Raw genomic sequence first — 25,679 nt, 5'->3', positions numbered from 1 at the left:
ATGCATCGTTTTGATACAAATAATAAATTATACATTATGAGTTGTCAATGTTAGTATTATCTTAACAATCTAGCACTTTAACTTGACAAAGGGGATATTCAGATGAAAGTAGTTGCACCTAAATCTTTTACATTGGAAGGCGGGAAAAGAGCAGTATTATTGCTTCACGGATTTACCGGTAGCACCAAGGATGTAAAAAGACTAGGGGAATATTTGCAAAAGAGGGGCTACACTTGCCATGCTCCAATGTATAGCGGGCATGGGGTAGCACCTGAAGAACTATTACAGACTAGTCCGTCTGACTGGTGGAAAGATGCTGTAGATGGATACTTCCATTTAAAAAATATGGGATATGATGAAATTGCTGTTGCAGGTATTTCATTAGGTGGTGTATTTTCTTTAAAAGTAGCGGAAGAGTTTCCAGTAAAAGCTGTTGTTTCTATGTGTGCTCCAATAAAGAGAAACAGCACAAATGGTTTATTTGAGAGATTATTTAACTATGCTAAAATTTATAAATCTTTTGAGGGGAAATCAAAAGACATAATTATAGAAGAATTAGAAGAATTAAAAAATTTGCCAATTGATTCATTAAACGGCATTCAAGAGTTAACCGAAAATACAAGTGTACAATTAAACTCAATCACTTCACCTACACTTGTACTTCAAGGTGCATTAGATGATGCGATTTATCAAGAGAGTGCTACGTTTATTCATGATAGTGTGGAAGTTAACGATAAAGATATTATTTGGTATAAAGAATCCGGGCATATTATTACAGTAGGAAAAGAAAAAGATAAAGTATGTGAGGATGTATACGAATTCTTAAATCAATTAGATTGGTCGTCCGACTCTATTCTAAAATATGCGTAATAGCAAACCTCTTTGAAAAATCACTAAAAAACTCTCCAAGGTATCTCTTAGCGAGTATGAGAAAGATATTTCGTTCTCATACTCGCTTTTTGTTTGGGCCCGTTGATCTTCCCGTTCCAGGCGGACGCTTTTCGTCCCCTCGCTACGCTCAGTCCAGGGTCTTTTCGCTCATGCACCTGCCGCTTCGCTTTCGGTGCAGAAAACATTTGTTATTCCGGCTGGATTCGTCACCTGATATGTAAATCAACTAGTGTATGCTTATTATTAAACCTTTCTTCTATCTAAAAAAACATCATTTTCCTGCAAAATTTAAGTAAATGCAGGTAGGTAGTCCCCATGATTTCAACTCAGAAAGCATCAATTTAAGTCCTTACAAAGCGATTTACAAATAGAAAAAGAAATAAGGCATGTTCTGTTCAAGGTGAACAGAACATGCCTTATTTTTGTTCAAAAAAACAATTAAGTCATTTAAAACGTAGGGTTTCTGTGTCGTTAAAAAATCGAAGGTGTTTTTACAATTTAGGCAAAAAATGAGTAAATTACTGAAATTAAGCTAATAATAATAGGACTTGGATGGAGAAGAGGGAGTAATATGAAAGAACAATTTGAAAAAGATGAAATAATAGTTAAAGAAGAATTACATATAACTTATCACTTCTCCATATTGTTCACTATTTTAGGAAGTCTATCGATTTTCTTATTGTTAAGCAATAAAGTGGAGAGCTTAAATTTATTCATCATTCTCCTATCTATTACTGCTGGAGGACTACCTTTAGGTCTTAGCGGTGCATTTTTAGACTATAAATTTTCGGAAATAAGGGCTAAAAATAAAAAAGTTCTTTAGATATTATCATTTTGGAAATGAATTGGGGAGTTTAAATGGATTTTTTTTATGGACAAGAGTCTTTGACAATGATCCAATGGGTTTTGCGAGCAATTGTTTCATTCGGTTTCTTGTTGATAGCAACTAAAGTTATGGGGCGGAGATCTATTTCTCAATTAAGATTAATTGATTTTACTATAGCTTTAGTGCTTGGAAACATACTCGCACATCCACTTTCAGATGAAGGATTAGGACTAGGGGGATCCATTATTTCTACTACTGTTTTAACCATTTTATATTTGATTATTGTATTATTGAGTTTGAAATGGAAAGTCTTCAGAAGTTGGCTTGAGCCGAATCCTTTTCCTCTAATAAAAAATGGAGAAATCAAATATAAGGGTCTATCAAAAGCGCGAATAACATTGGACCACTTATTATCAGAGGCAAGAAAAGCAAGTATTGTAGAAATTGATCAAGTCTCTCTTGCAATGTGGGAGCCTGATGGAACTATATCGTTTTACTTATCACCTCAATTTCAAGCCTTAACTACATCTGATATGAAAATTGTTAAGAATGCTTTTTGCTTACCATTAACAGTCATAAAAAATGGTGAGATTGAGCATAAGATTTTAAATCAGGCTGGAAAGGATATAACATGGTTAGAGAATAAAGCAAAAATATTAAATGTAACTATACATGATATACTCTTAGCAACGATAGATGACAATGAAGTACTGAAAGTCTATTTGTATAAATAATTGTGTTAGAAAGATTAAATTCTTAATGGGTAAGGGGGATAATGGTGAAATTCATTAAAGTTCTTTTAAGTTTAATTGTTGTTATTGTAATTATTGGGTTTGGAATATACTATCTTGGTCCAAAACTAGTTGCCGATCAAGTAATGGATAAGGTAGCAGTAGAACTAGAAGATAGTGGCCAACTCGAGAATATTAAGAAAGAAATCAGTAGTGACCCTCAGTTAAAGGCATTTATTGAGGAAGGTAAATATGTTGATAGTAGCAAACTTCCCTTTCAAACAAAAGAAGAAGCAACTAGAGTATTAGCCAAAAAGTTTAGTATTAGTGATATACAAGATATCCAAGCAAAAGCACGGGATGGTATGACCGCAGAAGAAAAACAGGAAATATTTAATAAGCTTGAAAGTACTTTAACAGAGGAAGAAATGCTTGCATTAAAAGTATTAGCTTATAAGGAATTATCAAAGTAAATTGTGTACAACTGAAAAAATGTCAGCAAAATATTTATACTATTTTGCTGACATTTTCTGTATTTTGAATATTATTATACTTTATTAATAGTAAAAAATTTAGTTAAAAGACAAACACCTTGTGGAAATCCTATGCTTAATTGCAATGCACCAATACCTTTTATGCCATAGTCACGAACTAATATCATTTTTTCATTCACTCATACTACTAGAATCTTCAAACCATACCTCATGACCTTGCTCTTAAGACACATATTATTTAACAGATTTTTCGAGAAATAAAAAAAGCGTGAATATTATCACACTTTTTTCACTGATGTCTTTTTAACTGTAAATTTTCCCTTATTAAACAATACAACTGCATTGAAAGCTTCATATAAAGCATAGAGAGGGTAGCAGAAAGCTAAAAATACAATTACGGTAGGTACTTTTTCCACAATAGGAAAGTAACCAGTTAAGAAACCCTTTACGCTAATACCTAAATAAATTAATAAAGGTATTACTAAAACAGCTATTAAAAGTAGCAATGGAGTCATTTTAGTTTCTTTTAGTTTTACATGACAGTGTGGACACTTCATATTAAAAGGCGTTGAAAATTCTTCGATGTGTTCGATTTTAAGTGATTTTAGACAATTGGGGCAAGGTAGTGAAGTTCTCATGAGCTATTCTCCTTAAATAATAAATAAGCGTTAATTATAATCAATATTTGAGAGTTGTTCTACTAATTATTGAAAATTTCTATAAAAAAGTAAGATACGGCGACAAAACGTGCATTTAAGAATTTGTTTTGGATAAATATGATAGCAATGAAACACTTATAGTAAATCAACAATTCATTATTCCAGGAGATTCAGTAGCGTGACCAGTGTAGAAATACATCAAGAAACGATGCTATTTAGGGTTTATCCAACCAAGGTATTCTTCTCGTGTCTTTCCAATAAACTTAAATCGAAAAATACACGATTCATTTTATCAGCATCATTTTGGTCAATTATAACTTTAATCAAAATAAAAAATAGCATTTAAAGTTAAAAGAAGTGAAAAAATATAGAAAGAGAAGTAGAATAGAGAATACAAAACCCTTTAATTAAAGGGATTAAGAATATTAATGAAGGTAGGAGAAAACATGAACGCGTACGATGAATATATGAAACAAGTAGTAAAACCTATGAGAAGTGAGCTAACTGATGCTGGGTTTAAAGAATTAGTAACTCCTGAAGAAGTACAGAATTATATGGCTGATGCTGAAGGAGTTTCTTTAATAATGATCAACTCAGTTTGTGGATGTGCTGCAGGTTTAGCTAGACCGGCAGTAATTGCTGCTGTTAATGAGTTAGACAAAAAACCAAATAATCTAGTAACAGTGTTTGCGGGGCAAGATCAAGAGGCTACTGCGACTATGAGAGGTTATTTCGAAGAGATTCCTCCAAGCTCGCCTTCTATTGCAATTTGGAAAGATAATGAATTGGCTTATTTCATCCCACGCGAACAGATTGAAAGTAATTCAATGGAAACTATTAAAGATCATTTGTCTGGTGTGCTTTCACAAATTGTTTCTTCATGAAAACGATTGTAACAACAGCTGGAAGAACGAATGAATTATTTATTGAAAAAGCACAAGCAATTGCAGCGGAGCTTTCTTTACCCTATATTAACCGGCAAAAGAAATCTGTAAAAGCATTGCAAGAACGATATAACACTGATGTATTAGTAGTTAGTAAAGAAAGATTAGAGTTCTATGCAATTGGTACAAATGCTCCCTTTTTCTTTCATCCAAATTCCGCTGCATTTCGATTGAAAAGGCTTTTAAAAGGTGAACCTGATTTGTTTTTAGAAGCTACAAACCTAAAAAGAGGAAATAGCTTTTTCGATACCACAGCTGGACTATGCTCAGATAGCATTATTGCTGCATATGCGACTGGGGATTCGGGTACTATTTACGCCTGTGAAGTAAATCAAATTATTGCTTATATTGTATCGGCGGGTTTAAAGAGTTATGAGACTGATTTTGTAAAGCTAAAAACATGCATGCAAAATGTGAATTTAGTTCATATGAATGCTATGGAAGCTTTAAAAGCAGCAGAGAGCAACTCATATGATGTAGTATACATGGACCCAATGTTTGAAGAGTTAATTGAGGAGTCCTCAAACTTTGAAATACTCCGCTCCATTGGACATCATTATTCATTAACAATAGATTGGGTAGAAGAAGCCAAAAGAGTAGCGAAGCAAAGAGTAGTTGTAAAAGCTCATTTTCGTTCCGGTTTATTTGAGAATTTTGGATTTCATAGACTTATCAGACAGTCATCTAAATTTCATTATGGAATCATTGAAATATAAAAGAAACGCTTTGCCCAATTATTGGCAAAGCGTTTCTTTTGTTGGAGTGGTCTATAAAAAGAGGTGGGTCATGAGTAGTAACATGACTCGCCTCTTGTAAAAATTACCGCGGTTAGCGCTTTATTAGTCCGTAAAGTTTAGAGAAGTTAAATATCCTAATAAAAATAAAAATCCAATTCCAATTACTAAGCTTGTACTCATTATAAATTCTCCTCCTTATATTAAAAACGTACTGTATGTTTACAACATTTATTGTACAATGAAAGAGAGGATTTAGAAACCTTTTGTTCTCAAAAACGTTAATATTCAAAATGAGTCTTTATAAAATTCTCAAAATTGAAGGTGATATTTATTGAAACAATGGATTAAAAAAACAATTATTATTACAGTTGCATTATTAACATTTGGTCTAATCTCTCCTGATCATCTAATTTGGGAGCACTTATTAGACAACAAAAATCCAGAAAAGTCTCTTCATTCGAATGCAGAGAAAATCAGTTATAAACCAGTAGAAATAGATGAGAGTCTAGCTTTAACAGATTCCATTACAACTGCAGCAAGAGAACAATCATACATAAAATTTGGCGAACGTATAGGTCCTGTTATCCAAAATGAATTTGATGATGTCATTTTCCCGCGTATACAAGAAGTGATAGATACAACGGTTGCTAAAATGGAGCAAGATAAAGTCATCAACTTATCAATAACCGAGCAGCCGTCAGGAGAATATCACGAGAAAATATTTCATATTTATAATAATGAAACAAGAAGAGATTTGATCCGTTTTCATGTTAGAACGGATAAAAAACCACAAGATGGATATTATTTTAATTTCCATTATCATCTTGCGGAAGACAAATATTCTAAGCATTATGCATTGGGAGAAATTTATTGGTCTAAAAATACACCTCCTAAATGGCTCTCTTAAATGAGAGCCTTTTTGTTATAATAGGAAGCTAAGAATGAATAGAAAGTAAAAAAAGGGGAATTCCAATGGAACAGTACTTAAATTTATGCCGACATATTAAAGAAAATGGAGTCATTAAAGAAGATCGAACAGGTGTTGGAACGAAAAGTGTCTTTGGCTATCAGATGCGCTTTGATTTAGCGAAAGGTTTTCCACTTGTAACAACTAAAAAAACAGCATTTCGATTAGTAGTGAGCGAATTATTATGGTTCCTAAAAGGCGACACAAATGTTAAAACATTAATGAAGGAAAAAAACCATATTTGGGATGAATGGGCTTTTGAGAAATGGGTAAATAGTGAAAGCTACAAAGGGCCAGATATGACTAATTTTGGTGTTCGAGCAGCGAATGATCCAGCATTTAAGACTATTGTGGAAGAACAAATGGAGATTTTCTGTTCCAAAATACTTTCCGATGAACAATTTGCAAATGAATTTGGTGATTTAGGTCCTGTTTACGGAAAACAATGGAGATCTTGGCCGGGCAATGATGGACAAACAATTGATCAGGTTCAAAATCTTATTTATCAATTAAAAAACAATCCAGATTCTAGAAGACATATCATTACAGCGTGGAATCCTGCAGAGGTAGATGATATGGCACTACCACCATGTCATTCGTTCATGCAGTTCTATGTGGCGAATGGGAAACTTTCTTGTCAATTGTATCAACGGAGTGCAGATGTATTTCTTGGTGTTCCTTTTAATATAGCTTCGTACGCTTTATTAACACATTTAATAGCAAAAGAATGTCAATTGGAAGTTGGAGAATTCGTTCATACACTTGGTGATGCCCATTTATATTTAAATCATATGGAGCAAGTTGAAACGCAACTAGAACGTGAACCAAAACAGTTACCTACACTCATACTTTCTTCTGATAAAAATTCAATTTTTGACTATGAAGTAGAGGATATTTCTTTAGTTGGATATGATCCACATCCTCGTATTAAAGCACCAATTGCGGTGTAGTGATTAAAGGAGAGAATATAATGATTTCATTAATCGTAGCACATGATCCAAACAGAGTAATTGGCTTAAATAATGAGATGCCTTGGCATATTCCCGGGGATTTAGCTTATTTTAAAAATAAAACGATGGGCAAGGCAATGGTAATGGGAAGAAAAACTTTTGAAGCGATAGGAAGAATTCTACCTGGAAGAAAAAATATTATTATTACAAGAAATCCTTCCTATAAAGTAGAGGGTGCCGAGGTAGTGAGTACAATCGAAGACGCAATTAATCTTGCTAAGGAATTTCACGAGGAAGTCATGATAATCGGTGGAGAACAAATATTTAGAGCAGTTTTACCAAAAGCTGATCGACTTTATATAACATTTATACAAAATGTTTTTGATGGAGACACTTTTTTCCCGCCATACAATAATGAAGAATGGGCACTTGTTGAAACTTCAGAAGATTTGCATACACCTGATGGCATAACATTCTCCTATTTGGTTTACGATAGAAAGATTAATGACTAGTTGTTTACCTGTTAAGGATATTCGTCTTTATATTTTCTATTTACAATCAAGTTTGCTCATACTTCATTAGTAAAAGCAAAAAAGAATGAATTATCGAGTAAAGAGTATGATGAACTTGTTCAACCAAAACCAAAAAGTTGAGCTTCAGAAATATTAAATGAAACAAAAAGTACAATTGAAGTAACTGGCCTAAAAATATACTAGATGGGCCAGTACTTTTTATTAGCAATCATAAAGGAATTTTTGATATTCCAAGAAAGTATCTTTTGTATTATAAGGAATGGAGAAAATAACAACAAAATCGTCCATAAAAAGTTCAAATTTTTATTTAACCTTCATATAGTGTAGAAAGTATTCATTGAAGTCCCAAAAAATTATATTAAAAGAGGTTTCTGAAGTGATTTTAAAATAGCAATTAGTTTACATAACACTCCACTTCTTCTTATAATATGTATATAGAGGAAGGAAGGGATCATGTGTCTAAAATTCATATTGTAACGGATTCAACAGCTGATTTATCAAAAGATCTGATTGAAGCCTTCAATATTCATGTAGTACCACTAACGATACAAATTGATGGAAAATCATATACCGATGGTGTAGATATAAATCCAGAAGATTTTTTAGAAAAAATGGCCTCATCGAAGAATTTACCAAAGTCATCACAACCAGCGGTAGGCGTTTTTAAAGAGTTGTACGATAAGTTGGGTGAAAATGGTGATCAAATAATATCTATACATATGACTGGTGGCATGAGTGGAACAGTTAAATCAGCTCAAGCTGCTGCTGAAATGACTGAAACGGATGTAACAGTTTTTGATTCTAAATTTATTTCCTTTGCTTTATCTTTTCAAGTAGAAGAGGCTGCAAAAATGGCTAAAAGTGGTGAGACTTTAGAAGCGATATTAAAAAGAATTGAAACTATACGGTCAAACTCTAACTTATATGTAGTTGTTGATACACTAGATAACTTAGTAAAAGGCGGTCGCATTGGTAAGGGAACGGCAATATTAGGGTCACTACTTTCTATAAAACCAATAGCTAGTCTAACAGATGGTGTATATACTCCAATTACAAAAGTAAGAAGTCATAAGCAAGTAGTTAGTTATTTATTTAAACAATTTACAGAAGATACGAAAGGAAAAATAGTAAAAGCTGTTGGGATTTCGCATGCAAATGGATTTTCCATGGCGACACCGTTGATGAAACTTATAGAGGAAACAGGTTTTAAGAATATTCAAGTTTCATTTACTTCTCCTGTAATAAGTACACATACTGGTCCAGGTGCTATTGGTTTTATGTATATGACTGATTAATTACTTAGGTAAAGCAGGGATATGGATATGTCCCTGCTTTTGCTTTTATATTATTGAAAGGGGATAGGAATGAAGTACGTCCTATATTTATTTTGTATTATTATATTAACTGGTTGTACAAAACAGAAACCATTTTCTTTAGATTTTACAAAGAAGGAAGCAATTGCATTCGAAGAATATGTTATTCCCTATTCATTCTTTCCTAGAACAATACATTTAGTTGGAATAGGAGACTCCCTAACTAAAGGTGTTGGAGATGAATTAAAAAGAAGTGGATATATTGGAAGATTAAAGACAGAACTATTACAATATAAAGGAATAGAAGATGTAATTTTAACCAATACTGCATTAAGAGGTAGAAGAAGCGACCAATTACTAAAAATGATGAATAATGGTGACATTGATTATGCAATTAGAAATGCAGATTTTGTTACAATTACGATCGGTGGAAACGATTTGATGAAGATCGTTAAAAAAGAATTATTTAATTTAAAGGTGGAGCCATTCCAGAAAGGATTAGTTTCATATCAAAATAATTATGAAAAAATAATTAAGAAGATACGAGAGATTAATAGTAATGGTAAAATAGTTTTAATAGGAATATATAATCCGCTAACTGTTGTTTCAAATGAAGCGAATGAATTTGAAACAATAATTGAGGAATGGAATAATTCAATCGAGATGTTAGCAAACGAGGATAAAAATGCTTGTTATGTACCTATCGATAAGCATTTTGATACAAATGCCAATTTAGTGTATCATACAGATTTTTTTCATCCGAATAGTAAGGGATATCAATTAATGAAAGAATCTATCATAAGCTCCTTAAATAATTGTGGTTTTATTGATGAGCAAAATAGGGAATTGTTGTTTTAGGGAGTTGATGAGATGAACAAATGGAAGATTGCATTTTTTTTATTAATTATATTAATAGTAGGGTCTATAATCGGATTTTTTTATTGGATTTCTAGTCCATCTGATTCTTCAGATGTGCAAATAGAAACACCAAATGTTTCAGGAAATATCCTAACAGTTAACGCGACAAAAGAGGATTTTGAAGGGATAGCTAATACTTTTATGAAGAAAGCAATGGAGGGAAAACCTCTTCCAGTGAATTTAACTATAGAAGATCAAGTGATTCTTTCATCCGAGTTGACTATTTTCTCTACTGTTCTTCCCGTAAAATTGTATTTTGAACCTTTTGTCGAAGAAAACGGAAATATACGCTTGGAGCAGTCTTCTGTGGAAATAGGTCAATTACAGCTACCTCCAGAAACAGTACTAAAAGTATTGAATGATTCAATTCAATTACCAGAGTGGATGATTGTCAGACCTGAAGACGAGGAGGTTCTTATTCAATTAGCCAGCATACCAATGTCTTCAGGAGTCCGTGTTCGGGCAAAAGAGCTAAATCTGGAGGAAGATATCATCACGTTAGAAATAATTATCCCATCTGAGTAAGGAGGAGAAGGAAATGGAAAAAGCAACATTTGCAGGTGGCTGTTTTTGGTGTATGGTGAAGCCGTTTGATTCTTATGATGGAATTGAACAAGTAATCTCCGGCTATACAGGAGGGCATGTTGAAAATCCAACGTATGAACAAGTATGTTCCAATGAAACAGGTCATTATGAAGCAGTCCAAATTACATTTAATCCAGATATATTTCCATATGAAAAATTATTAGAAATATTTTGGATGAATATTGATCCAACAGATGATAATGGTCAATTTTTCGATAGAGGTACTTCCTATCAGACAGCTATTTTCTATCATTCTGATGAACAACGGGTTAAAGCAGAGAAATCAAAAGCGGATTTAGACGCATCTAAAAAGTTTCCAACAAAAGTGGCTACAAAAATAATCCCTGCAAGTGAGTTTTATCCAGCCGAAGCTTATCACCAAGATTATTATAAAAAAAATCCGACGCATTATAATCGTTATAATGTTGGATCTGGAAGAGCAGCTTTCATAGAAAAAAATTGGGGGGATTTAAAATGAAAGAAAAATTAACAGATATGCAGTATTTTGTAACGCAACAAAATGGTACGGAACCTCCTTTTCAAAATGAGTTTGATAAGCATTTTGTTGAAGGTATATATGTAGACGTTGTCTCTGGCAAACCATTATTTCATTCAAAAGACAAGTATGATGCAGGATGTGGTTGGCCAAGTTTTACTAGACCAATTGAGGACCAAGAGGTTTTAGAAAAATTTGATGATAGTCATGGCATGAGAAGAGTAGAAGTAAGAAGTAAAACTGCAGATTCTCATTTAGGACATGTCTTCCCGGATGGCCCTCAAGAAGAAACTGGTCTTCGTTATTGCATTAACTCTGCAGCGTTACGATTTATTCCAAAGGAAAAGCTTAAAGAAGAGGGTTATGAAGAATACCTTAAATTATTTTAATTAGGCTATGTTAAACATTATTGTTGATTTGAATAGGAAATTAAAAGAGCGTACTTTTTACGCTCTTTTAATTGTTCTTTAATAATATATCATTTAAGTTTTGTACGTTTTCTTTTTCTAATGTTCCATAGGCATTTTCATCTTTAGCAATAATAGTTGCCGTTTCATTACCCTGATTAAACCAAATGAGATATTCTACTAATTTCTCAGGCATATTTTTATCAAAGTTGAAAAATAAAGTTGCTCTTACATCTTCTTTTCTTGACATTTCAGCCTTTACATTTTGTTCCCATTTAATTTGTTCAAATATCTTGCTTAATAAATCCACTGTCTCTTTTTCCGTGATTATTATAGCTTCACTATAACTTTCATCTGAATTTACTTCTTTTATATCGACTCTGGATAGTTGTTCCAGATTGATTTCACTTGTTTTTTTCTCACTATTGCTACATCCTATCAAAAAAAAGATAGAAATTAAAAAGACTAAAAGGGATATATTCCATTTTTTCACATTAAAACACCTCCTATTTTTTAAAAATTTATTTATACTTAATATTATTAGTAATTCAACAAGTAAAAACAAAACCCTTTTATCGGTAATAAACAACTTTTTACAAGCATTTTGCTTAGAGATGCATTGTCACTTCGATTTTTTTACAATACCTAAAAATTGTAACCAACTCAAATAATGATCGTGGTATTTTGTTGTCACATTTGAATTAATCGAAGGTCACCGAATTGAGGGATGTGTGTCTTGGAAGTGGGAGCGACGAAGGAAGCGAATTATCAACATGCTGCAAGCGCACATTCTTTTTTCTATTTTCTATGGTGTGAAACACATTTAATTAGATATCAGCCCCAACATTTACATCTTTAATTGAATTTAGATTGAATAAAGTGGTGTTTCTAGGATGTGCGCCTTACACGCCGCAGGAGCGCGAAGAATGAGACCCCGTAAAGGATGTGGGAGCGACGAAGGAGCGACTCATCCTGCGGAGGCTCATGCGAAGCGTGCGGCAAGCGCACATCCGTGTTTCTATTTTCTATGGAGTGTAACACGTTTAATAAGAAATCAGACACCGCATTTACATCTTTAATTGAAATAGCCACTGCGGCGACTCCAGCCGGAATAGCATGAGCTGAAGACCCTGGACTGAGCGTAGCGAAAATAGTTTTTGCGACGAGCTTGCGCAGGAGCAAGGGAAGCGGCTGAAGCCATGCCGGCGGAAAGCGTCCGCCTGGAACGGAAATATGATTTCAAGCCATAAAACCCTCCATGTAAATCCATACATGTGGATTCACAAATTGACAAAGAATATTGGCACTTTCTGTTCAAAAAACAATTACGTTATTTAAAACGTAAGTTTTTCAGTCTTTTCGAAGCGCGAAGAATGGACCCCGTAAAGTAAGTGGGAGCGACGAAGGAGCGACCCATCCTGCGGAGGCTCATGTGAAGCGTGCAGCAAGCGCACATCTGTGTTTCTATTTTCTACGGAGTGTAACACGTTTAACATGCTGAAAAATGCTCTACCGAGCTAATCAAAAACTTATCCAAAATAAAAAGAAGCACAGAAGATGGATTATCTTCTGTGCTTTATATTATAGTTTAAATTCATTTACAACTTTTCTAAGCTCATCTGCTTGGTTTGATAACTCTACAGAAGAAGCATTAATTTCTTCCATTGCAGCTGAGCCTTCCTGCGCTGCTGCGGCGGATGTTTCTGTATTTGTGGCAGTATTTTCAGCGATCTGATTAACTTCAATGAAAGATGCCGCAACTTCTTGACTAAAGTTAAGAGTTTCCTCAATTTGATCTACCATTTTCTCGATAATTGTAATCGTTTCATTCGTTTGTTTCATGATTTGTTCTAATGAAGCATTTGTTTCATTTGCTACTTCTACTCCACGAATAACATTTTCAACGCCCTCATGGTTTTGTTTTACAATAGAAGCAACCTCTAACTGAATGGAGGTTACAATACCTGTTACTTCTTTCGCAGCATTTTGAGACTGTTCAGCAAGTTTTCGGACTTCATCAGCAACGACTGCAAAGCCACGTCCATGTTCTCCAGCTCTAGCAGCTTCAATAGCTGCATTTAAAGCAAGAAGGTTAGTTTGTTCAGCAATTGCAGTAATTGTTTTAATAATAGACGTGATCTCATAGGATTTTGTCCCGAGTGCTTGAACCGTTTGAGAAGTGTTAGCCATTGTTTCTTCAATGCTCATCATGACATTAGACGAGTGCTGTACAGATTCTCCACCTTTACGTGCTGCATTCATCATTTGATCTGTTGCTTCTTTTACAGCTTGTGCATCATTGTTCAAGTATCGTGTTGATTCTTCCAGTAAATTCATCTTTTGAATGGCAACATTCATACTACGTATAGTTTGTTCACTGCCCACAGCAATTTCATTCGTCGAATCAGCTATTGATTGAATTGTAATAGCTGTCTCATCAGACGAAGCCATTAGTTCTTGTCCGCTAGCAGAAACATTCTCGGTTAGTAAACTTACACGTTTAACTAAATTTGCGATAGACGCAATTAAAACGTTTGTGCTTTCTGCAATTTCTGCAAATTCATCTTTTGATTTTATTTTTACACGTCTTGTCAAATCTCCTCCAGCTTGTGCAATATCTAAAATTGATTTATTAATGGAACGTGTACTTCGTTTAATCGAATAAAATAAGTAAATGCCAAAAGATAGGGTTAATGCAACAGAGAATACTGTGAGAGCAATAAATAAAAACATCGCTGTATTATTTTCTTTCTTTAGTAATTCAATTTGTTCAGCAGTTTTTTCAGCTAAGAGCTCATTTATCGCTAATATATATACATCAATATAATTCATTATTGTTTTCCCGTTACCTGCATTTACTAGCTTTTGCGCAGTTTCAAATCCTTGATCATCTCGGGTACTAATTACCCGTTCAGAATATTGTAGGTAAGAAGTAAAAAATTGATCAATAAATTGAATTTTTTGTAATTCATCAGACCGATCCTTATATATTACCTTTAATTCTTTAATACGAGTTATAATTGCATCTTTATATTTCCTATGACTTGCCATATAATTTGACTTACCAGTAATAATGTAGCTTTGTTCAGCATTTGCAAGTTGAGAAATATCAGTTGCAATTTGATTTACCATCATTTGTTCTTTAATATCAACATTCGTAAACTTTTCAAGAGCCTTTTGAGATGAATACATTTTATTAGACGTCAATACTAGCATTGATATTAATATTACAATTAATATAGAAAAGATGATAATTACTCTACCTCTAATAGAATTGAAAACATTTTTTTTCGAAGAAACGGAAATGCTTTTTCCCGGTTTTTTATTTTTTTTGAATAAAGATAGTGAAGGCATCCTTTTCTCTTTTAATCTTTTCTTTTCTTTTTTATTTATTTTTGTTGAATTCACAGGTTTTCTTTTTTTATTGAACCCCTTTAACAATCACACCAACCCCTTCAATAAGTAATACTATTTAATTACTTTAAAGTTTACTTGTTTTAGATATAATTATCTACATATTTTTTAAAATAACTACTACTTCATGACTAAAGTTGGAGGTGTAATATGAACCAATCATTCTATTTATATGTTTTAAAATACCGCGGGGGAGAAAAGAAGGATAAAAAAAGTTTATTTGCAGAAATGATGTTTAATCAACATGATTTTCCAAAAGCAGAGACTTCATTTGATGCTCTTTCCAAGTATATTGAAGAACTAGCTCATCCTGATATGAGTGCAACAATTTTCGATGAGCTTTGGGAGCTATATTATGAAGCAAGACGCTAGCAATTTCGTTGCATTTAAACTAAAAAAACTGTATCATTAAGCCGTAACGTTATAGAAATGAGGTAATTAAATGAGTATACACATTGGTGCAAAAAAAGGTGAAATTGCAGATACAATTTTACTACCCGGAGATCCACTTCGTGCAAAATATATTGCTGAAACATTTTTAGAAGATGTAGTCCAATATAATGAGGTTCGTAACATGTTTGGATATACTGGTACATATAAAGGAAAAAGAATTTCAGTACAAGGTACTGGGATGGGCGTACCTTCTATTTCAATTTATGTACATGAATTAATGAATGATTATGATGTACAAAAATTGATTCGTGTAGGTACTTGTGGAGCGATTCAAAAAGACGTGAAGGTTCGTGACGTTATTCTTGCGCAAAGTGCTTCAACAGATTCTACACTAAATAAAGTGTTATTAGATGATGTGAGCTATGCCCCGACTGCAGATTTCGATTTATTATATAAAGCATATAATGCTGGAAAAGATGCAGGCTTAAATTTAAGAGTAGGTAATGTTTTTACAGCGGATTTATTCTATAACGAAAATGCGCAAAATGAAAAATGGGCAAGTTATGGTGTCTTAGCAGTTGAGATGGAGTCTGCTGCACTTTATACATTAGCTGCAAGATTTGGTCGTCAAGCTCTTTCAGTACTTACTGTAAGCGATCATATTATTACAGGTGAAGCAACGTCATCTGAAGAACGTCAAACTACGTTTAACGATATGATCGTTGTTGCGCTAGAAGCAGCTATTCAAGACTAATCTTACTTACACGAACAAATATACTTCTAAATTAGATTTGATCTTCATAAATAGACTGTCATGGAAATGACAGTCTATTTTATAAGATTTTGGATGAAAAGGGTGAAAAAATTTGGATGAACACAAACAACAATCAAATGAAGAAGTAGAATCTACTGAAGAGAAACCTGCATCACGATATATAAAGATGAAGCCATTTGGTTTTATTGTAATGGTTTTTGCCTTAATTATAGCTACTGCCGCAATAACTATGATTTCTTTAAATGTAGGGAAAGATAAGGTTGTTGGAGAAGGATTGCCCGAATCGGATAGACCTGAGTTCGCTAGGCTTTACATGGCATATGATAAATTAAAAGAAGAGTACTATAAAGATATTGATAAGGATTCAGTTGTTAACGGCGCCATCAATGGAATGATTGATGCATTAGAAGATCCATACTCAGATTATATGAATAAAGAAGAAGCCTCTCAGTTTAATGAGAGTATCTCTTCTAGCTTTCAAGGTATTGGTGCAGAGATTCAAGAAAGAGATGGTGTAATTACTGTTGTATCTCCGATTAAAAATTCTCCAGCAGAAAAAGCAGGTATATTGCCTAATGATAAAATTCTTGCTGTAGATGGAAAAGATATAAAAGGATATACAGCATCTGAAGCTGTGCTTTTAATTCGAGGAAACAAAGGCACCGAAGTTTCACTTTCTATCCAACGTGGTGAAGCTGAAACGATGGAAATTAAAATAGTTCGTGATGATATTCCAATTGAAACGGTTTATGCCGAAATGGTTGGAGATAATGTTGCACATATTATTATTTCCAGCTTCTCTAGAGACACATATGATGAACTTTTGACAGCTATTAGCGAGATGGAAAGTCAAGGAATGAAAGCATTGGTTATTGATGTACGTCAAAACCCTGGTGGACTTCTAGACAGTGCTATTGATATCTCCACACTATTCTTAGAAGAGGGCAAGTCAATCGTCCAAATTCAAGAAAAAGGAAACCCGGATGTTTTTGCATCTACTCCAGGTGAGAAAGTAACGGTACCAGTATCCTTGATTATTGACGAAGGTAGTGCATCAGCATCAGAAATTTTAGCTGGAGCATTAAGTGAATCTGCAGGTATCCCATTAGTAGGGTTAAATTCTTTTGGTAAAGGAACAGTTCAATCAGTTAACGAATTGCCAGATGGATCAAATATTAAAATTACGACTGCTAAATGGTTAACACCTGATGGTAACTGGATACACGAGAAAGGGATAGCACCTGATCATGTCGTGGAATATCCTTCGTATGCAATGCTTGCACCATTAGATCCTGCCGTAACATTAAAAGAAGGCCAATCTTCAGAAGGTATCCAAAATGCTAAAGAAATGTTAAAAGCTATAGGCTATGAAGTTGGTGAAATAAATGAAAACTTCGATAACCAAATGACAACAGCAGTGAAAAAATTCCAAGCTGAAAACAAGCTTGAATCAACTGGTGAACTATCAGGAGAAACTTCTTATATATTAATGGATAAACTTCGTGCAAAAATATTAGAAGATGATCCACAATTACAAAAAGCTAAAGAAGTTGTTTTGGAACTTCTGAATAAATAAAAGCAAAGCTGACCTTCATTGGTCAGCTTTTTAAATGAAAGGAGTAAATAATAAATGAAGGATGTTTATTTGTTAAGTGGTTTTTTAGGGAGTGGGAAGACTTCTTTATTATCGCATCTAATTGCGCAATTTAAAGGAGAGGGTATTAAACCCGCAGTCATTATGAACGAATTAGGAAAACTAAATTTCGATAGCCGAGCTGTAGATGATGATATACCCTTAAAAGAGATGTTAGAAGGATGTATTTGCTGTACAGGTTCTGAGAAGATGGAAGCTCAACTTCAAATGCTTTTGGAAGGGGAGGAATTTGATGTCTTAATAATTGAGAGTACAGGTGCTGCACATCCCGTAGAAGCTATGGATGCAGTATTTTCGCCTCTTTTTGCAAAACAGCTAAATATGAAAGGGATTATAACAGTAGCGGATTGTAAGAGATGGATAGATCGTGATCTTATGTCACCTCAAACTAGAATGTTGTTTTTAGAACAAATAAAACATGCACATTTAATCGTAGCAAACAAAATAGATTTATTGAGTGATTCTGAAGTTGCAACTGTCACTATGCAAATACAAGCACTAAATAGTTCTGCGCCTATTATACAAACATCCAACAGCAAACTTCCTTTAACCTTAATAAAAAAGTTAGAAGCTACTTACCATGAAAAAGAGATTAACGAAACAGCTCTCGGTAAACAACTATTTCTGTCTTCTCGTCTGTTTACTTTTCAGGAAGCGGTAGATCAAGAAGTGTTTGAAAATTGGGTTAGAAGCCTTCCTGATACAGTTTATCGGATGAAAGGATACGTACCATTAAAAGGGCATAAATATCCTTTTTTATTTCAATATGCTTATGGAATGGTTCAATGGTTACCAGAGTATTTAATGATGGAGCCCCAGATTGTAATTATCGGAGATCAAATTGATAAACTCGATATGATAGGAAGTGGTTCTTAATGATAATAGCTTTTCAACAATTATATAAAGGCAGAATTGCTTTAGATAAAATTCAAACAGATGATGAGATTCGACAAGTAATTAGTAGTGAGTTAAAAGATGAATTTACACATCCTAGAGCTAGGTTATCTGTGGTAAAAAAGTATCAGCTTGCTATCCAACGTATACAAGCTAGTAATCTTAATAATGAAGATAAAAAAGCTTTGTTATCTATTTATAAAGAAGAGTATTTAAAAGTGTCAACAGGAAATGACGTGTAAATTTTAATTTTGTTGGTCAATATATCCAAAATAATCAACTAGTATTCTATTTCTATCAATCTATTTTAGTTTAATGGTTTTATTGGTAAATGTTATGTGAAAATTTCCTCCTTTTTTATGTTTACAATAAGGGTGCACAAAAGAAGGAGGAAATGAAAATGAATAAAAAAAATTCAATCATAGTTGGATTACTTGCAGGAAGCTTATTTTTATCAACGAATACAGCTGAAGCATCAACAACAACTGGAGATTCAAACACCACTTCCGAGGCAAAAACAGTTGTAAATTATCAGGTGAAGTCTCCATACAATATAATCAATCAATATAATTGGAGAGCATACGATAACTTTAAATATGTAGCTAATGCTAAATCAGTTGCAAATGAAATTGTTGCTAAATATTTTGTCATAGATGGAAAAGAAGAAGTAGCTGAAAAGCCTGTTGTAACAGAAAAAGAACCGGTAGCAGAAAAACCGGTCGTAACAGAGAAGAAGCCAGTAGCAGAAAAACCGGCTGTAACAGAGAGGAAGCCAGTAGAAAAACCAGTTGAAACAGAGAAACAGCAAGTAGAAAAACAAGAAGCTCCAGTGAAAAAACCAGTTGCACAAACACCATCAAATACTGTAAAAGAACCAGTAGTTCAAAAGCCAGCTACTGAAAATAAAGAAGAAGTGAAAGTATCATCTGAAATACAGCAGGTTGTGGATTTAACTAACCAAGAACGTGCTAAACAAGGTTTAAAAGCTTTACAAATTGATACGAAGTTAACACAATCAGCTCAAGCAAAATCACAAGACATGAAGGACAAAAACTATTTTTCTCATACTAGTCCAACATACGGTTCACCATTTGATCAAATGAAATCATTTGGTGTAACATACAAAGCGGCTGGTGAAAATATTGCCATGGGTCAACGTAGTGCTAAAGAAGTAGTTGACGGATGGATGAACTCACAAGGCCACAGAGAAAATATTTTGAATCCTTCTTATACACATATTGGAGTTGGATTATCAGATAGTGGATTCTATTGGACTCAACAATTTATAGGTAAGTAATGAAGTGAAACCTATCATAATTAGGGATTAACTCCTAATAATGAGTTAAGGAACAAAAACACCTTTTTAAACAATCAGTTGACGGTATTATACCGGAGATTGGTTGTTTATTTTTTTTTTTTTTTTTTGAATGCGGATATTGTTAAAAATTTATATAATATAGTACGATCTACGACTACCTCGTAGTGTGTTCTATTCTTCAAGATAGAATGTTTCCGACCTTAGTGAGACGTGAAAAGATTTAATGGAGGCAGTATCTAGCTGGACTGACATCCAATTAAAGGACATGCTCATGATAATGCTTTTTTAACTTACGCATAAGTTAAGCGACTCTTTTATATCAAATCTTTAATTCTTTCATTAATTTATCACAGGCAATCTCCTCAATTGTAACCCTACATGCTGGATAACATATTGTATTGCCTATAGAAAAACACCTCTAACTTGGTTTTAGGTATGATATTTCCGTTCTTCAACTCAATGTTTTTATTTGTCTCAATCTATCAGGTCAGTCCCTTAATAGTTGTTTATATAAAACTGTCAACAGTGTTTGAGATGAAATATTTCTAAACTGTGGTTATAATATCCATTACTTTGAAGTGGGATGCTTGTTGCTATCTAGATATTTTTCTTAATGGTTTCAATGGAATATTTTATAAAAATTATTTGTTCTTTCATATGTTTATAATAGTGGAGCAAAAGAAGGGGGAAAAGAAAATGAATAAAAATTATTCGTTAATTGTTGGATTACTTGCAGGGAGTCTATTATTTACAACTCAATCTGTTGAAGCATCTATGTCCACGGGAAATTCATATTCAGAGACTACTTCAGAAGCTAATATTTCTTTAAAACAAAAAGGTAATGAACCTTTTTCATATATAAATAAAAATAACCAACCAATCGAAAGTACAAAACAAACTCCTGTAACAACAAATCAGGAAGCTAGTACTCAAAAGTCTGTACCAACTGCAAATGATACTGGAAAAGTATCTTCAACAGTTCAACAGGTTGTAGATTTAACTAACCAAGAACGTGCTAAACAAGGTTTAAAAGCTTTACAAATTGATACGAAGTTAACACAATCAGCTCAAGCAAAATCACAAGATATGAAAGACAAAAACTATTTTTCTCATACTAGTCCAACATACGGTTCGCCATTTGATCAAATGAAATCCTTTGGTGTAGCATACAAAGCGGCTGGAGAAAATATTGCCATGGGTCAACGTAGTGCTAAAGAAGTAGTTGACGGATGGATGAACTCACCAGGCCACAGAGAAAATATTATGAATCCTTCTTATACACATATTGGAGTAGGTTTATCAGATAGTGGATACTACTGGACTCAACAATTAATTGGAAAATAAATAATTAATACAAAACCTACCAGGATTAAAAAAACTGGTAGGTTTTTTTAATATAACGGTATCTGAGAAAATGATGCACTCGTATTCAGACTTGCCATTACTGAACTTTATAAACCAAATTGAGATTGTCATGAAATACACTTAAAGGTATCTCAAATTAAAGTGAAAACCAGGGTATTTACACTAAAGTAAATATTCAGGGTTTATTTTTATTATATCTATTATTTCTCACTACTAAGTTCTACTAGAATTTTAGCTTGTGTTTTATCATTTGTTAGAGCTTCAAAACCTTTTTCAACAATTTCATCAAGTTCAATTTGACTTGTTACAACTTGTTGAGGTTTTAATTGACCTGAATTCATTGCAGCGATTGTTTTTCTGAACGTTGATGGTGAATACACGATAGAAGCTCTCACGCTTACACCAGAATTTGTTAATTGACTTGGACTCCATTCAATTGGTCGAGCAAAGATGGAAACAACATTCATTACTCCTCCTGCTTTAGTTGCACCAATCGCTTGTTTGAAAGTTGGAGCTACCCCTGCAACTTCAAAAGCAATATCTACACCGTCTGCCTGAATGTATCGAATCCATGAATATTGAAATAAGATATCTTGAATATGAGATAATAATAATCCTTTTTTATCTTCTTGTCAACTAGAATGTTTATATCGACTTGTTAAGCTTCCTTTATACGTTAACCACGTTACCCACTAATGTTTCAATTATATGGGGTAATTTCTATAAGGAAGTTCGTTTTATACATACATTAAAATCTAAAGAACCTAGTGTAATTCCTAATTTGTTCTATAGGATGACCAAAGAAGAAAGAGATTCATATTCAAGAACTAAAGGAAATGATGGTAGCCATGAAGCGCTTTTCTGGTACAGTATCCATCATAAGTATGGGTGGAGATGTTACGTTAAATTTTATGAATGATTAGAAGGAAAAAAAGTTATGGGTACGGTTCAAAGAGATTCCGTTCCTCAATGAGTTTTTTTAAGAAATTTTTCGGATTAAACACTAGTAAAGAACAATTAGGAGGAAATGACATGTTTTTAAATCGGGATAGAAGTATACGTGAAGGATGCGTTAGTCCACAAGTCGGAGAATCGGTAAAAGAACTCGCAAACAAACGTGGAGTCGCTGAGTGTGGAATCATCGACATAGCAAAAAACGACGCAACTAAGCGTCGTTTTTTGTTAGCTTCTTTTGTAAATAAATCAGTCTTGAACAGAGTGTGATTGCACCTACGGATAAACCTACTATTAGACCAATCCAGTAACCAAAGCGTTCAAAGGAAGTATAGTTTGCAAGTATATAGCCTGTAGGCAATCCTATAATCCAATAAGATACAATTGCCATAATAAATGTAACTGTCACATCTTTATAGCCTCTTAGCGCTCCTTGGACAGGGGCTTGAATGGCATCTGATAATTGAAACAAAGCAGCAAAAATAAAAAATTGAATAGTTAATGTGATGACTGCTTGATCATTTGTATATATAGAAGCGATTTGTTCTCTAAATAAAAGAAGTATAGATACGGAAATGAAACTAAACAGGACGGCGGCGGCAACACTAAGCCAGCTGTAAGTCTTTGCATCTCTATATCGATTTGCACCTACCTCATGTCCGACAAGTATTGTAGCTCCCATCGCAATACTTAATGGAATCATATAAAGTAGAGAAGTAAAGTTCATAGCAATCTGATGAGCTGATATAACTTCTGTTGAATACGCACTCATCAATAAGGTGACCGCAGAAAATATTGTAGTTTCTGCAAAAATGGAAATACCTATTGGAAAACCAATCTTCGTTATGGACCCAATTTTGTTTATGGAAGGAATTTTCCATTCATTGAAAATCTTTAATTCAGCAAAAGGTTTATTACGGTAGACGATAATTATCGATATAACGAATATTAACCAATAGGTAAGTGCTGATGCTAGTCCAGCACCCGCCCCACCTAAAGCTGGCATGCCTAACTTGCCGTATATAAATACATAATTCAATGCAAAGTTAATAGGAGCTGACATGAGAGTAATAATCATGGAAACACGTGTTTTTCCTAATGCATCAATAAAAGAACGAATGACGCTATAAAGGAATAGAGGAATAAGACCAATACTCATCATATATAAATATTTCTTTGCTACTTCGCGTACACTATCCTCAAGGGATATACGCTGAAGGACAGGATCAATCAATAATAGGACACTAACAAAAATGATGATTGCTAACAAGGTTGCTACATAAAATCCTTGCTGTACAAAAGTACGGACTTCTTCCTTCTTTTTTGCTCCCATTAATTGTGCTACAATGGGCGTAATGCCTAATAATATTCCGGTAAGACCAGTATAAACAGGCACCCAAAGAGATGAACCTATCGAAACACCTGCTAAATGATCAATACTAAATTTTCCTGTCATCAATACATCAAAAAATGTCATTAAATATAGTGCTAATTGTGTAATTAATATAGGAATAACTATCTTAATCATTTGAATCATTTTATCAGATAATGTTTTCGTTTCTTGCATTTTGCATACATCCTTTAAAGTTATAAAATAGTTAGGAGATTATGAATGAATAATAACACAATTGTATTAACAGGTGGGGGTACTGCAGGGCATGTTTCATTAAATGAAGCAATTATTCCTGAATTAATAGAAAAGGGCTATAAACTACATTATATAGGTTCTTCAGATGGAATTGAGAAATCAATTATAACTAAAAGTTTTCCATCCGTACCATATCAAGCTATTTCAAATGGTAAACTTAGAAGATATTTTTCCATTAAAAATTTTTCCGATCCTTTCAAAGTCCTTTACGGGACAATTCAAGCGACAAGAATAATAAAAAAAGTTAAACCATCACTCGTTTTTTCTAAAGGTGGATTTGTCTCTGTTCCAGTCGTAATTGCTGCAAAATTTGCTAATATACCGGTAGTTATACATGAATCGGATATAACACCTGGACTTGCAAACAAAATTGCTAGTTCCTTCGCAAAACATATTTTTACTACTTTTGAAGAAACGTTAAAATACCTTCCGGCCGAGAAGGCATCGGCTATCGGGGCCATTATACGACCAGATCTGTTTAATGGAAACGAATTGATCGCAGAGCAGTTAACTGGTTTTAAGGCTAACAAAGAGACAATCATTATAATGGGTGGTAGCCAAGGAGCAGCTAAAATAAATGAAGCTATTTATGACAACTTAGATGAATTAACAAAAAAATATCAGATTATACATCTTTGTGGTAAAGGAAATTTAAATGCCTCACTTAAAGGGAAACCAAATTATATGGCGTTTGAATACGTTACAAATGAGCTACCTCATTTATTAAAAATATCTGATTATGTTATCACTAGAGCAGGTTCAAATTCTATATTTGAGTTTTTAGCATTAAAAAAACCTATGCTTTTAATTCCGTTATCGATTCAGGCGAGTAGGGGAGATCAGATACTTAATGCAAACTATTTTGAGAATCGTGGATTCGGACTCGTATTAGAAGAAGAAAACTTGACTCAACAAACTTTTTTAGAATCAATCACTAAGCTGATTAACAATAAGGAAACATTCATAGATAAACAAAAAGCTGCTAACCCTTCCAAAACCCCAGCTCAATTTGTTGAAATATTATTATCCCATAAAAAATAAGACTCTCTAAATTATTAAGGTTAATATTAAAATTATGCTTAAACTAATACACCTATAGATTAGTGGTCTATCCATTAAGATTTCATCAAGAATGTTTTGACAAAATCAAAAAGAAAGAACTCCCGCCAATGGCTATTTGGCGGGAGTTCTTTCTATGAAGTAACCGTCCGGACTTCCTTTTATTACATCGCTTGTTCTTCTTCTGTATTTTGTTGTAGCATTACCAAATGGAACAAATCCTTCGGAATATAGTAAAGATCATAAATGTCTGATTGTTTATTAATTGCCTCATAAATTTTGGAATGGGTTGTATTGGCCTTCAGAGCATATGGAAGTTTCTCAGTAGCTCGAATACTTTTTACATTGTTTTTTCGAATACGCAAATAGATGGTATGAATATCAGTTTCAAAAAACATTTCTTTTAAAAACTGTTCTTTCGCTTTTTTATTGTATCCCAATCCTTGAAATGGTTTCCCGATCCAGGTCCCAAGAAATCCAGCTCCATCTTCAATATCAAATAAGTTTATAGTTCCAATTGGTTGACCATAATCACTGAAAATTGTTCTAGAAATTGCTAGACCTTTATCTTCGTCTTCCATTATTTGTTTTGTCATGAACCAGTACTCATCTGCTGAACTTGCTTTTTGCCGCACATAAGCAAGCACGCTTGGGTCAGACATGAGTTCGTAAAGTGCTGTGCATTCATGTAAATCACGTTTTCTAATCAAAATAAGTGCCCCCTTAAAGAACCAAAATGAGCATAGTCATCCTA

The 25,679-nt window shown here is 33.5% G+C and carries 28 protein-coding genes and 1 pseudogene; 22 read left to right on the top strand and 7 right to left on the bottom strand.

Features of this window, described 5'->3' with window-relative positions; all coding sequences use genetic code 11:
• Positions 1-102 precede the first annotated feature (102 nt).
• From WAX74_RS01095 to WAX74_RS01080, 4 genes are all read left to right on the top strand, one after another.
• Positions 103-870 (top strand): alpha/beta hydrolase, encoded by a 768-nt coding sequence (locus WAX74_RS01095; protein WP_336495810.1) that lies wholly within the window; start codon positions 103-105, stop codon positions 868-870.
• A 592-nt stretch (positions 871-1,462) separates the two neighbouring features.
• Positions 1,463-1,714: a hypothetical protein gene (locus tag WAX74_RS01090; RefSeq protein WP_336495809.1), complete on the top strand. Its 252-nt coding sequence runs from the start codon at positions 1,463-1,465 to the stop codon at positions 1,712-1,714.
• Positions 1,715-1,749: 35 nt separating this feature from the next.
• The gene (locus tag WAX74_RS01085) at positions 1,750-2,451 is read left to right on the top strand and encodes a DUF421 domain-containing protein (protein ID WP_336495808.1); all 702 of its coding nucleotides are present in this window, start codon (positions 1,750-1,752) and stop codon (positions 2,449-2,451) included.
• Between the two features lie 41 nt (positions 2,452-2,492).
• The gene (locus tag WAX74_RS01080) at positions 2,493-2,921 is read left to right on the top strand and encodes a hypothetical protein (RefSeq protein WP_336495806.1); all 429 of its coding nucleotides are present in this window, start codon (positions 2,493-2,495) and stop codon (positions 2,919-2,921) included.
• 74 nt (positions 2,922-2,995) lie between these two features.
• Here the strand turns inward: WAX74_RS01080 and WAX74_RS01075 are convergent, their stop codons facing one another.
• Together WAX74_RS01075 and WAX74_RS01070 are read right to left on the bottom strand one after the other, a co-directional pair.
• Positions 2,996-3,121, bottom strand: coding sequence for a hypothetical protein (locus WAX74_RS01075; RefSeq protein ID WP_413788896.1), 126 nt, complete (start codon positions 3,119-3,121; stop codon positions 2,996-2,998).
• Between the two features lie 99 nt (positions 3,122-3,220).
• Positions 3,221-3,580, bottom strand: coding sequence for a hypothetical protein (locus tag WAX74_RS01070; RefSeq protein ID WP_336495805.1), 360 nt, complete (start codon positions 3,578-3,580; stop codon positions 3,221-3,223).
• Positions 3,581-4,047: 467 nt separating this feature from the next.
• Between WAX74_RS01070 and WAX74_RS01065 the strand changes: the two genes are divergently transcribed.
• The 10 genes from WAX74_RS01065 to msrB all read left to right on the top strand — a co-directional run bounded on the left by WAX74_RS01065 (position 4,048) and on the right by msrB (position 11,433).
• Positions 4,048-4,485 carry a BrxA/BrxB family bacilliredoxin gene (locus tag WAX74_RS01065; RefSeq protein WP_336495804.1) on the top strand — a complete coding sequence of 146 codons (438 nt, stop codon included), beginning with the start codon at positions 4,048-4,050 and terminating at the stop codon, positions 4,483-4,485.
• Positions 4,482-5,261, top strand: coding sequence for a class I SAM-dependent methyltransferase (locus WAX74_RS01060; protein ID WP_336495803.1), 780 nt, complete (start codon positions 4,482-4,484; stop codon positions 5,259-5,261). The genes WAX74_RS01065 and WAX74_RS01060 overlap by 4 nt, the downstream gene beginning before the upstream one ends.
• Positions 5,262-5,613: 352 nt before the next feature.
• The gene (locus WAX74_RS01055; RefSeq protein WP_336495802.1) at positions 5,614-6,189 is read left to right on the top strand and encodes a YpjP family protein; all 576 of its coding nucleotides are present in this window, start codon (positions 5,614-5,616) and stop codon (positions 6,187-6,189) included.
• A gap of 65 nt (positions 6,190-6,254) precedes the next feature.
• Entirely contained in the window at positions 6,255-7,199 is a 945-nt protein-coding gene (locus tag WAX74_RS01050; protein WP_336495801.1) for a thymidylate synthase, read from the top strand.
• Between the two features lie 20 nt (positions 7,200-7,219).
• Positions 7,220-7,711 carry a dihydrofolate reductase gene (locus tag WAX74_RS01045; RefSeq protein ID WP_336495800.1) on the top strand — a complete coding sequence of 164 codons (492 nt, stop codon included), beginning with the start codon at positions 7,220-7,222 and terminating at the stop codon, positions 7,709-7,711.
• 476 nt (positions 7,712-8,187) lie between these two features.
• Positions 8,188-9,027, top strand: coding sequence for a DegV family protein (locus WAX74_RS01040; protein ID WP_336495799.1), 840 nt, complete (start codon positions 8,188-8,190; stop codon positions 9,025-9,027).
• Positions 9,028-9,096: 69 nt separating this feature from the next.
• Positions 9,097-9,903 (top strand): GDSL-type esterase/lipase family protein, encoded by an 807-nt coding sequence (locus tag WAX74_RS01035; protein ID WP_336495798.1) that lies wholly within the window; start codon positions 9,097-9,099, stop codon positions 9,901-9,903.
• A 12-nt stretch (positions 9,904-9,915) separates the two neighbouring features.
• Positions 9,916-10,488, top strand: coding sequence for a YpmS family protein (locus tag WAX74_RS01030; RefSeq protein WP_336495797.1), 573 nt, complete (start codon positions 9,916-9,918; stop codon positions 10,486-10,488).
• Between the two features lie 13 nt (positions 10,489-10,501).
• Entirely contained in the window at positions 10,502-11,026 is a 525-nt protein-coding gene (msrA, locus tag WAX74_RS01025) for a peptide-methionine (S)-S-oxide reductase MsrA (protein ID WP_336495796.1), read from the top strand.
• Positions 11,023-11,433 (top strand): peptide-methionine (R)-S-oxide reductase MsrB, encoded by a 411-nt coding sequence (gene msrB, locus WAX74_RS01020; protein WP_336495795.1) that lies wholly within the window; start codon positions 11,023-11,025, stop codon positions 11,431-11,433. The genes msrA and msrB overlap by 4 nt, the downstream gene beginning before the upstream one ends.
• Positions 11,434-11,500: 67 nt before the next feature.
• Here the strand turns inward: msrB and WAX74_RS01015 are convergent, their stop codons facing one another.
• Together WAX74_RS01015 and WAX74_RS01005 are read right to left on the bottom strand one after the other, a co-directional pair.
• Positions 11,501-11,944, bottom strand: coding sequence for a hypothetical protein (locus WAX74_RS01015; RefSeq protein WP_336495794.1), 444 nt, complete (start codon positions 11,942-11,944; stop codon positions 11,501-11,503).
• A 1,088-nt stretch (positions 11,945-13,032) separates the two neighbouring features.
• Positions 13,033-14,859, bottom strand: a complete 1,827-nt coding sequence (locus tag WAX74_RS01005) for a methyl-accepting chemotaxis protein (protein WP_336495793.1) — start codon at positions 14,857-14,859, stop codon at positions 13,033-13,035.
• A 156-nt stretch (positions 14,860-15,015) separates the two neighbouring features.
• Here WAX74_RS01005 and WAX74_RS01000 point away from each other — a divergent pair, with 156 nt between their 5' ends.
• The 7 genes from WAX74_RS01000 to WAX74_RS00970 all read left to right on the top strand — a co-directional run bounded on the left by WAX74_RS01000 (position 15,016) and on the right by WAX74_RS00970 (position 21,243).
• Positions 15,016-15,237, top strand: a complete 222-nt coding sequence (locus WAX74_RS01000) for a YozE family protein (RefSeq protein WP_336495792.1) — start codon at positions 15,016-15,018, stop codon at positions 15,235-15,237.
• Positions 15,238-15,307: 70 nt separating this feature from the next.
• On the top strand, positions 15,308-16,012 hold the full coding sequence (gene deoD, locus WAX74_RS00995; protein ID WP_336495791.1) for a purine-nucleoside phosphorylase: 705 nt from the start codon (positions 15,308-15,310) through the stop codon (positions 16,010-16,012).
• Positions 16,013-16,124: 112 nt separating this feature from the next.
• Entirely contained in the window at positions 16,125-17,609 is a 1,485-nt protein-coding gene (locus WAX74_RS00990) for a lmo1851 family serine protease (protein WP_336495790.1), read from the top strand.
• Between the two features lie 54 nt (positions 17,610-17,663).
• Positions 17,664-18,563 carry a CobW family GTP-binding protein gene (locus WAX74_RS00985; protein WP_336495789.1) on the top strand — a complete coding sequence of 300 codons (900 nt, stop codon included), beginning with the start codon at positions 17,664-17,666 and terminating at the stop codon, positions 18,561-18,563.
• Positions 18,563-18,823, top strand: a complete 261-nt coding sequence (locus WAX74_RS00980; protein WP_336495788.1) for a hypothetical protein — start codon at positions 18,563-18,565, stop codon at positions 18,821-18,823. Before WAX74_RS00985 ends, WAX74_RS00980 begins: the two co-directional genes overlap by 1 nt.
• Positions 18,824-18,981: 158 nt before the next feature.
• Complete coding sequence (locus WAX74_RS00975; protein ID WP_336495787.1) at positions 18,982-19,878, top strand: CAP domain-containing protein; 897 nt, start codon at positions 18,982-18,984, stop codon at positions 19,876-19,878.
• Positions 19,879-20,595: 717 nt separating this feature from the next.
• Positions 20,596-21,243: a CAP domain-containing protein gene (locus WAX74_RS00970; protein WP_336495786.1), complete on the top strand. Its 648-nt coding sequence runs from the start codon at positions 20,596-20,598 to the stop codon at positions 21,241-21,243.
• Positions 21,244-21,464: 221 nt separating this feature from the next.
• Here the strand turns inward: WAX74_RS00970 and WAX74_RS00965 are convergent.
• Together WAX74_RS00965 and WAX74_RS00955 are read right to left on the bottom strand one after the other, a co-directional pair.
• Positions 21,465-21,833, bottom strand: a pseudogene (locus WAX74_RS00965) (zinc-binding dehydrogenase); the annotation flags it as partial.
• A gap of 596 nt (positions 21,834-22,429) precedes the next feature.
• Positions 22,430-23,785: an MATE family efflux transporter gene (locus tag WAX74_RS00955; protein WP_336495785.1), complete on the bottom strand. Its 1,356-nt coding sequence runs from the start codon at positions 23,783-23,785 to the stop codon at positions 22,430-22,432.
• A gap of 45 nt (positions 23,786-23,830) precedes the next feature.
• Between WAX74_RS00955 and WAX74_RS00950 the strand changes: the two genes are divergently transcribed.
• Positions 23,831-24,907, top strand: a complete 1,077-nt coding sequence (locus WAX74_RS00950) for an undecaprenyldiphospho-muramoylpentapeptide beta-N-acetylglucosaminyltransferase (protein WP_336495784.1) — start codon at positions 23,831-23,833, stop codon at positions 24,905-24,907.
• Between the two features lie 182 nt (positions 24,908-25,089).
• On the opposite strand, the gene WAX74_RS00945 is transcribed toward WAX74_RS00950, so the two are convergent.
• The gene (locus WAX74_RS00945) at positions 25,090-25,635 is read right to left on the bottom strand and encodes a GNAT family N-acetyltransferase (protein ID WP_336495783.1); all 546 of its coding nucleotides are present in this window, start codon (positions 25,633-25,635) and stop codon (positions 25,090-25,092) included.
• Positions 25,636-25,679 lie beyond the last annotated feature (44 nt).

It is taken from the genome of Psychrobacillus mangrovi, from assembly GCF_037104765.1.
Classification (GTDB): Bacteria; Bacillota; Bacilli; order Bacillales_A; family Planococcaceae; genus Psychrobacillus; species Psychrobacillus mangrovi.
This window is presented reverse-complemented; position numbering and strand designations above follow the sequence as displayed.

Bases quoted from the DNA above. Each gene is read 5' to 3' on its own strand.
- WAX74_RS01095 (WP_336495810.1), top strand. From the start codon at position 103: ATGAAAGTAGTTGCACCTAAATCTTTTACATTGGAAGGCGGGAAAAGA.
- WAX74_RS01090 (WP_336495809.1), top strand. From the start codon at position 1,463: ATGAAAGAACAATTTGAAAAAGATGAAATAATAGTTAAAGAAGAATTA.
- WAX74_RS01085 (WP_336495808.1), top strand. From the start codon at position 1,750: ATGGATTTTTTTTATGGACAAGAGTCTTTGACAATGATCCAATGGGTT.
- WAX74_RS01080 (WP_336495806.1), top strand. From the start codon at position 2,493: ATGGTGAAATTCATTAAAGTTCTTTTAAGTTTAATTGTTGTTATTGTA.
- WAX74_RS01070 (WP_336495805.1), bottom strand. From the start codon at position 3,580: ATGAGAACTTCACTACCTTGCCCCAATTGTCTAAAATCACTTAAAATC.
- WAX74_RS01065 (WP_336495804.1), top strand. From the start codon at position 4,048: ATGAACGCGTACGATGAATATATGAAACAAGTAGTAAAACCTATGAGA.
- WAX74_RS01060 (WP_336495803.1), top strand. From the start codon at position 4,482: ATGAAAACGATTGTAACAACAGCTGGAAGAACGAATGAATTATTTATT.
- WAX74_RS01050 (WP_336495801.1), top strand. From the start codon at position 6,255: ATGGAACAGTACTTAAATTTATGCCGACATATTAAAGAAAATGGAGTC.
- WAX74_RS01045 (WP_336495800.1), top strand. From the start codon at position 7,220: ATGATTTCATTAATCGTAGCACATGATCCAAACAGAGTAATTGGCTTA.
- WAX74_RS01035 (WP_336495798.1), top strand. From the start codon at position 9,097: ATGAAGTACGTCCTATATTTATTTTGTATTATTATATTAACTGGTTGT.
- WAX74_RS01030 (WP_336495797.1), top strand. From the start codon at position 9,916: ATGAACAAATGGAAGATTGCATTTTTTTTATTAATTATATTAATAGTA.
- msrA (WP_336495796.1), top strand. From the start codon at position 10,502: ATGGAAAAAGCAACATTTGCAGGTGGCTGTTTTTGGTGTATGGTGAAG.
- msrB (WP_336495795.1), top strand. From the start codon at position 11,023: ATGAAAGAAAAATTAACAGATATGCAGTATTTTGTAACGCAACAAAAT.
- WAX74_RS01000 (WP_336495792.1), top strand. From the start codon at position 15,016: ATGAACCAATCATTCTATTTATATGTTTTAAAATACCGCGGGGGAGAA.
- deoD (WP_336495791.1), top strand. From the start codon at position 15,308: ATGAGTATACACATTGGTGCAAAAAAAGGTGAAATTGCAGATACAATT.
- WAX74_RS00985 (WP_336495789.1), top strand. From the start codon at position 17,664: ATGAAGGATGTTTATTTGTTAAGTGGTTTTTTAGGGAGTGGGAAGACT.
- WAX74_RS00980 (WP_336495788.1), top strand. From the start codon at position 18,563: ATGATAATAGCTTTTCAACAATTATATAAAGGCAGAATTGCTTTAGAT.
- WAX74_RS00975 (WP_336495787.1), top strand. From the start codon at position 18,982: ATGAATAAAAAAAATTCAATCATAGTTGGATTACTTGCAGGAAGCTTA.
- WAX74_RS00970 (WP_336495786.1), top strand. From the start codon at position 20,596: ATGAATAAAAATTATTCGTTAATTGTTGGATTACTTGCAGGGAGTCTA.
- WAX74_RS00955 (WP_336495785.1), bottom strand. From the start codon at position 23,785: ATGCAAGAAACGAAAACATTATCTGATAAAATGATTCAAATGATTAAG.
- WAX74_RS00950 (WP_336495784.1), top strand. From the start codon at position 23,831: ATGAATAATAACACAATTGTATTAACAGGTGGGGGTACTGCAGGGCAT.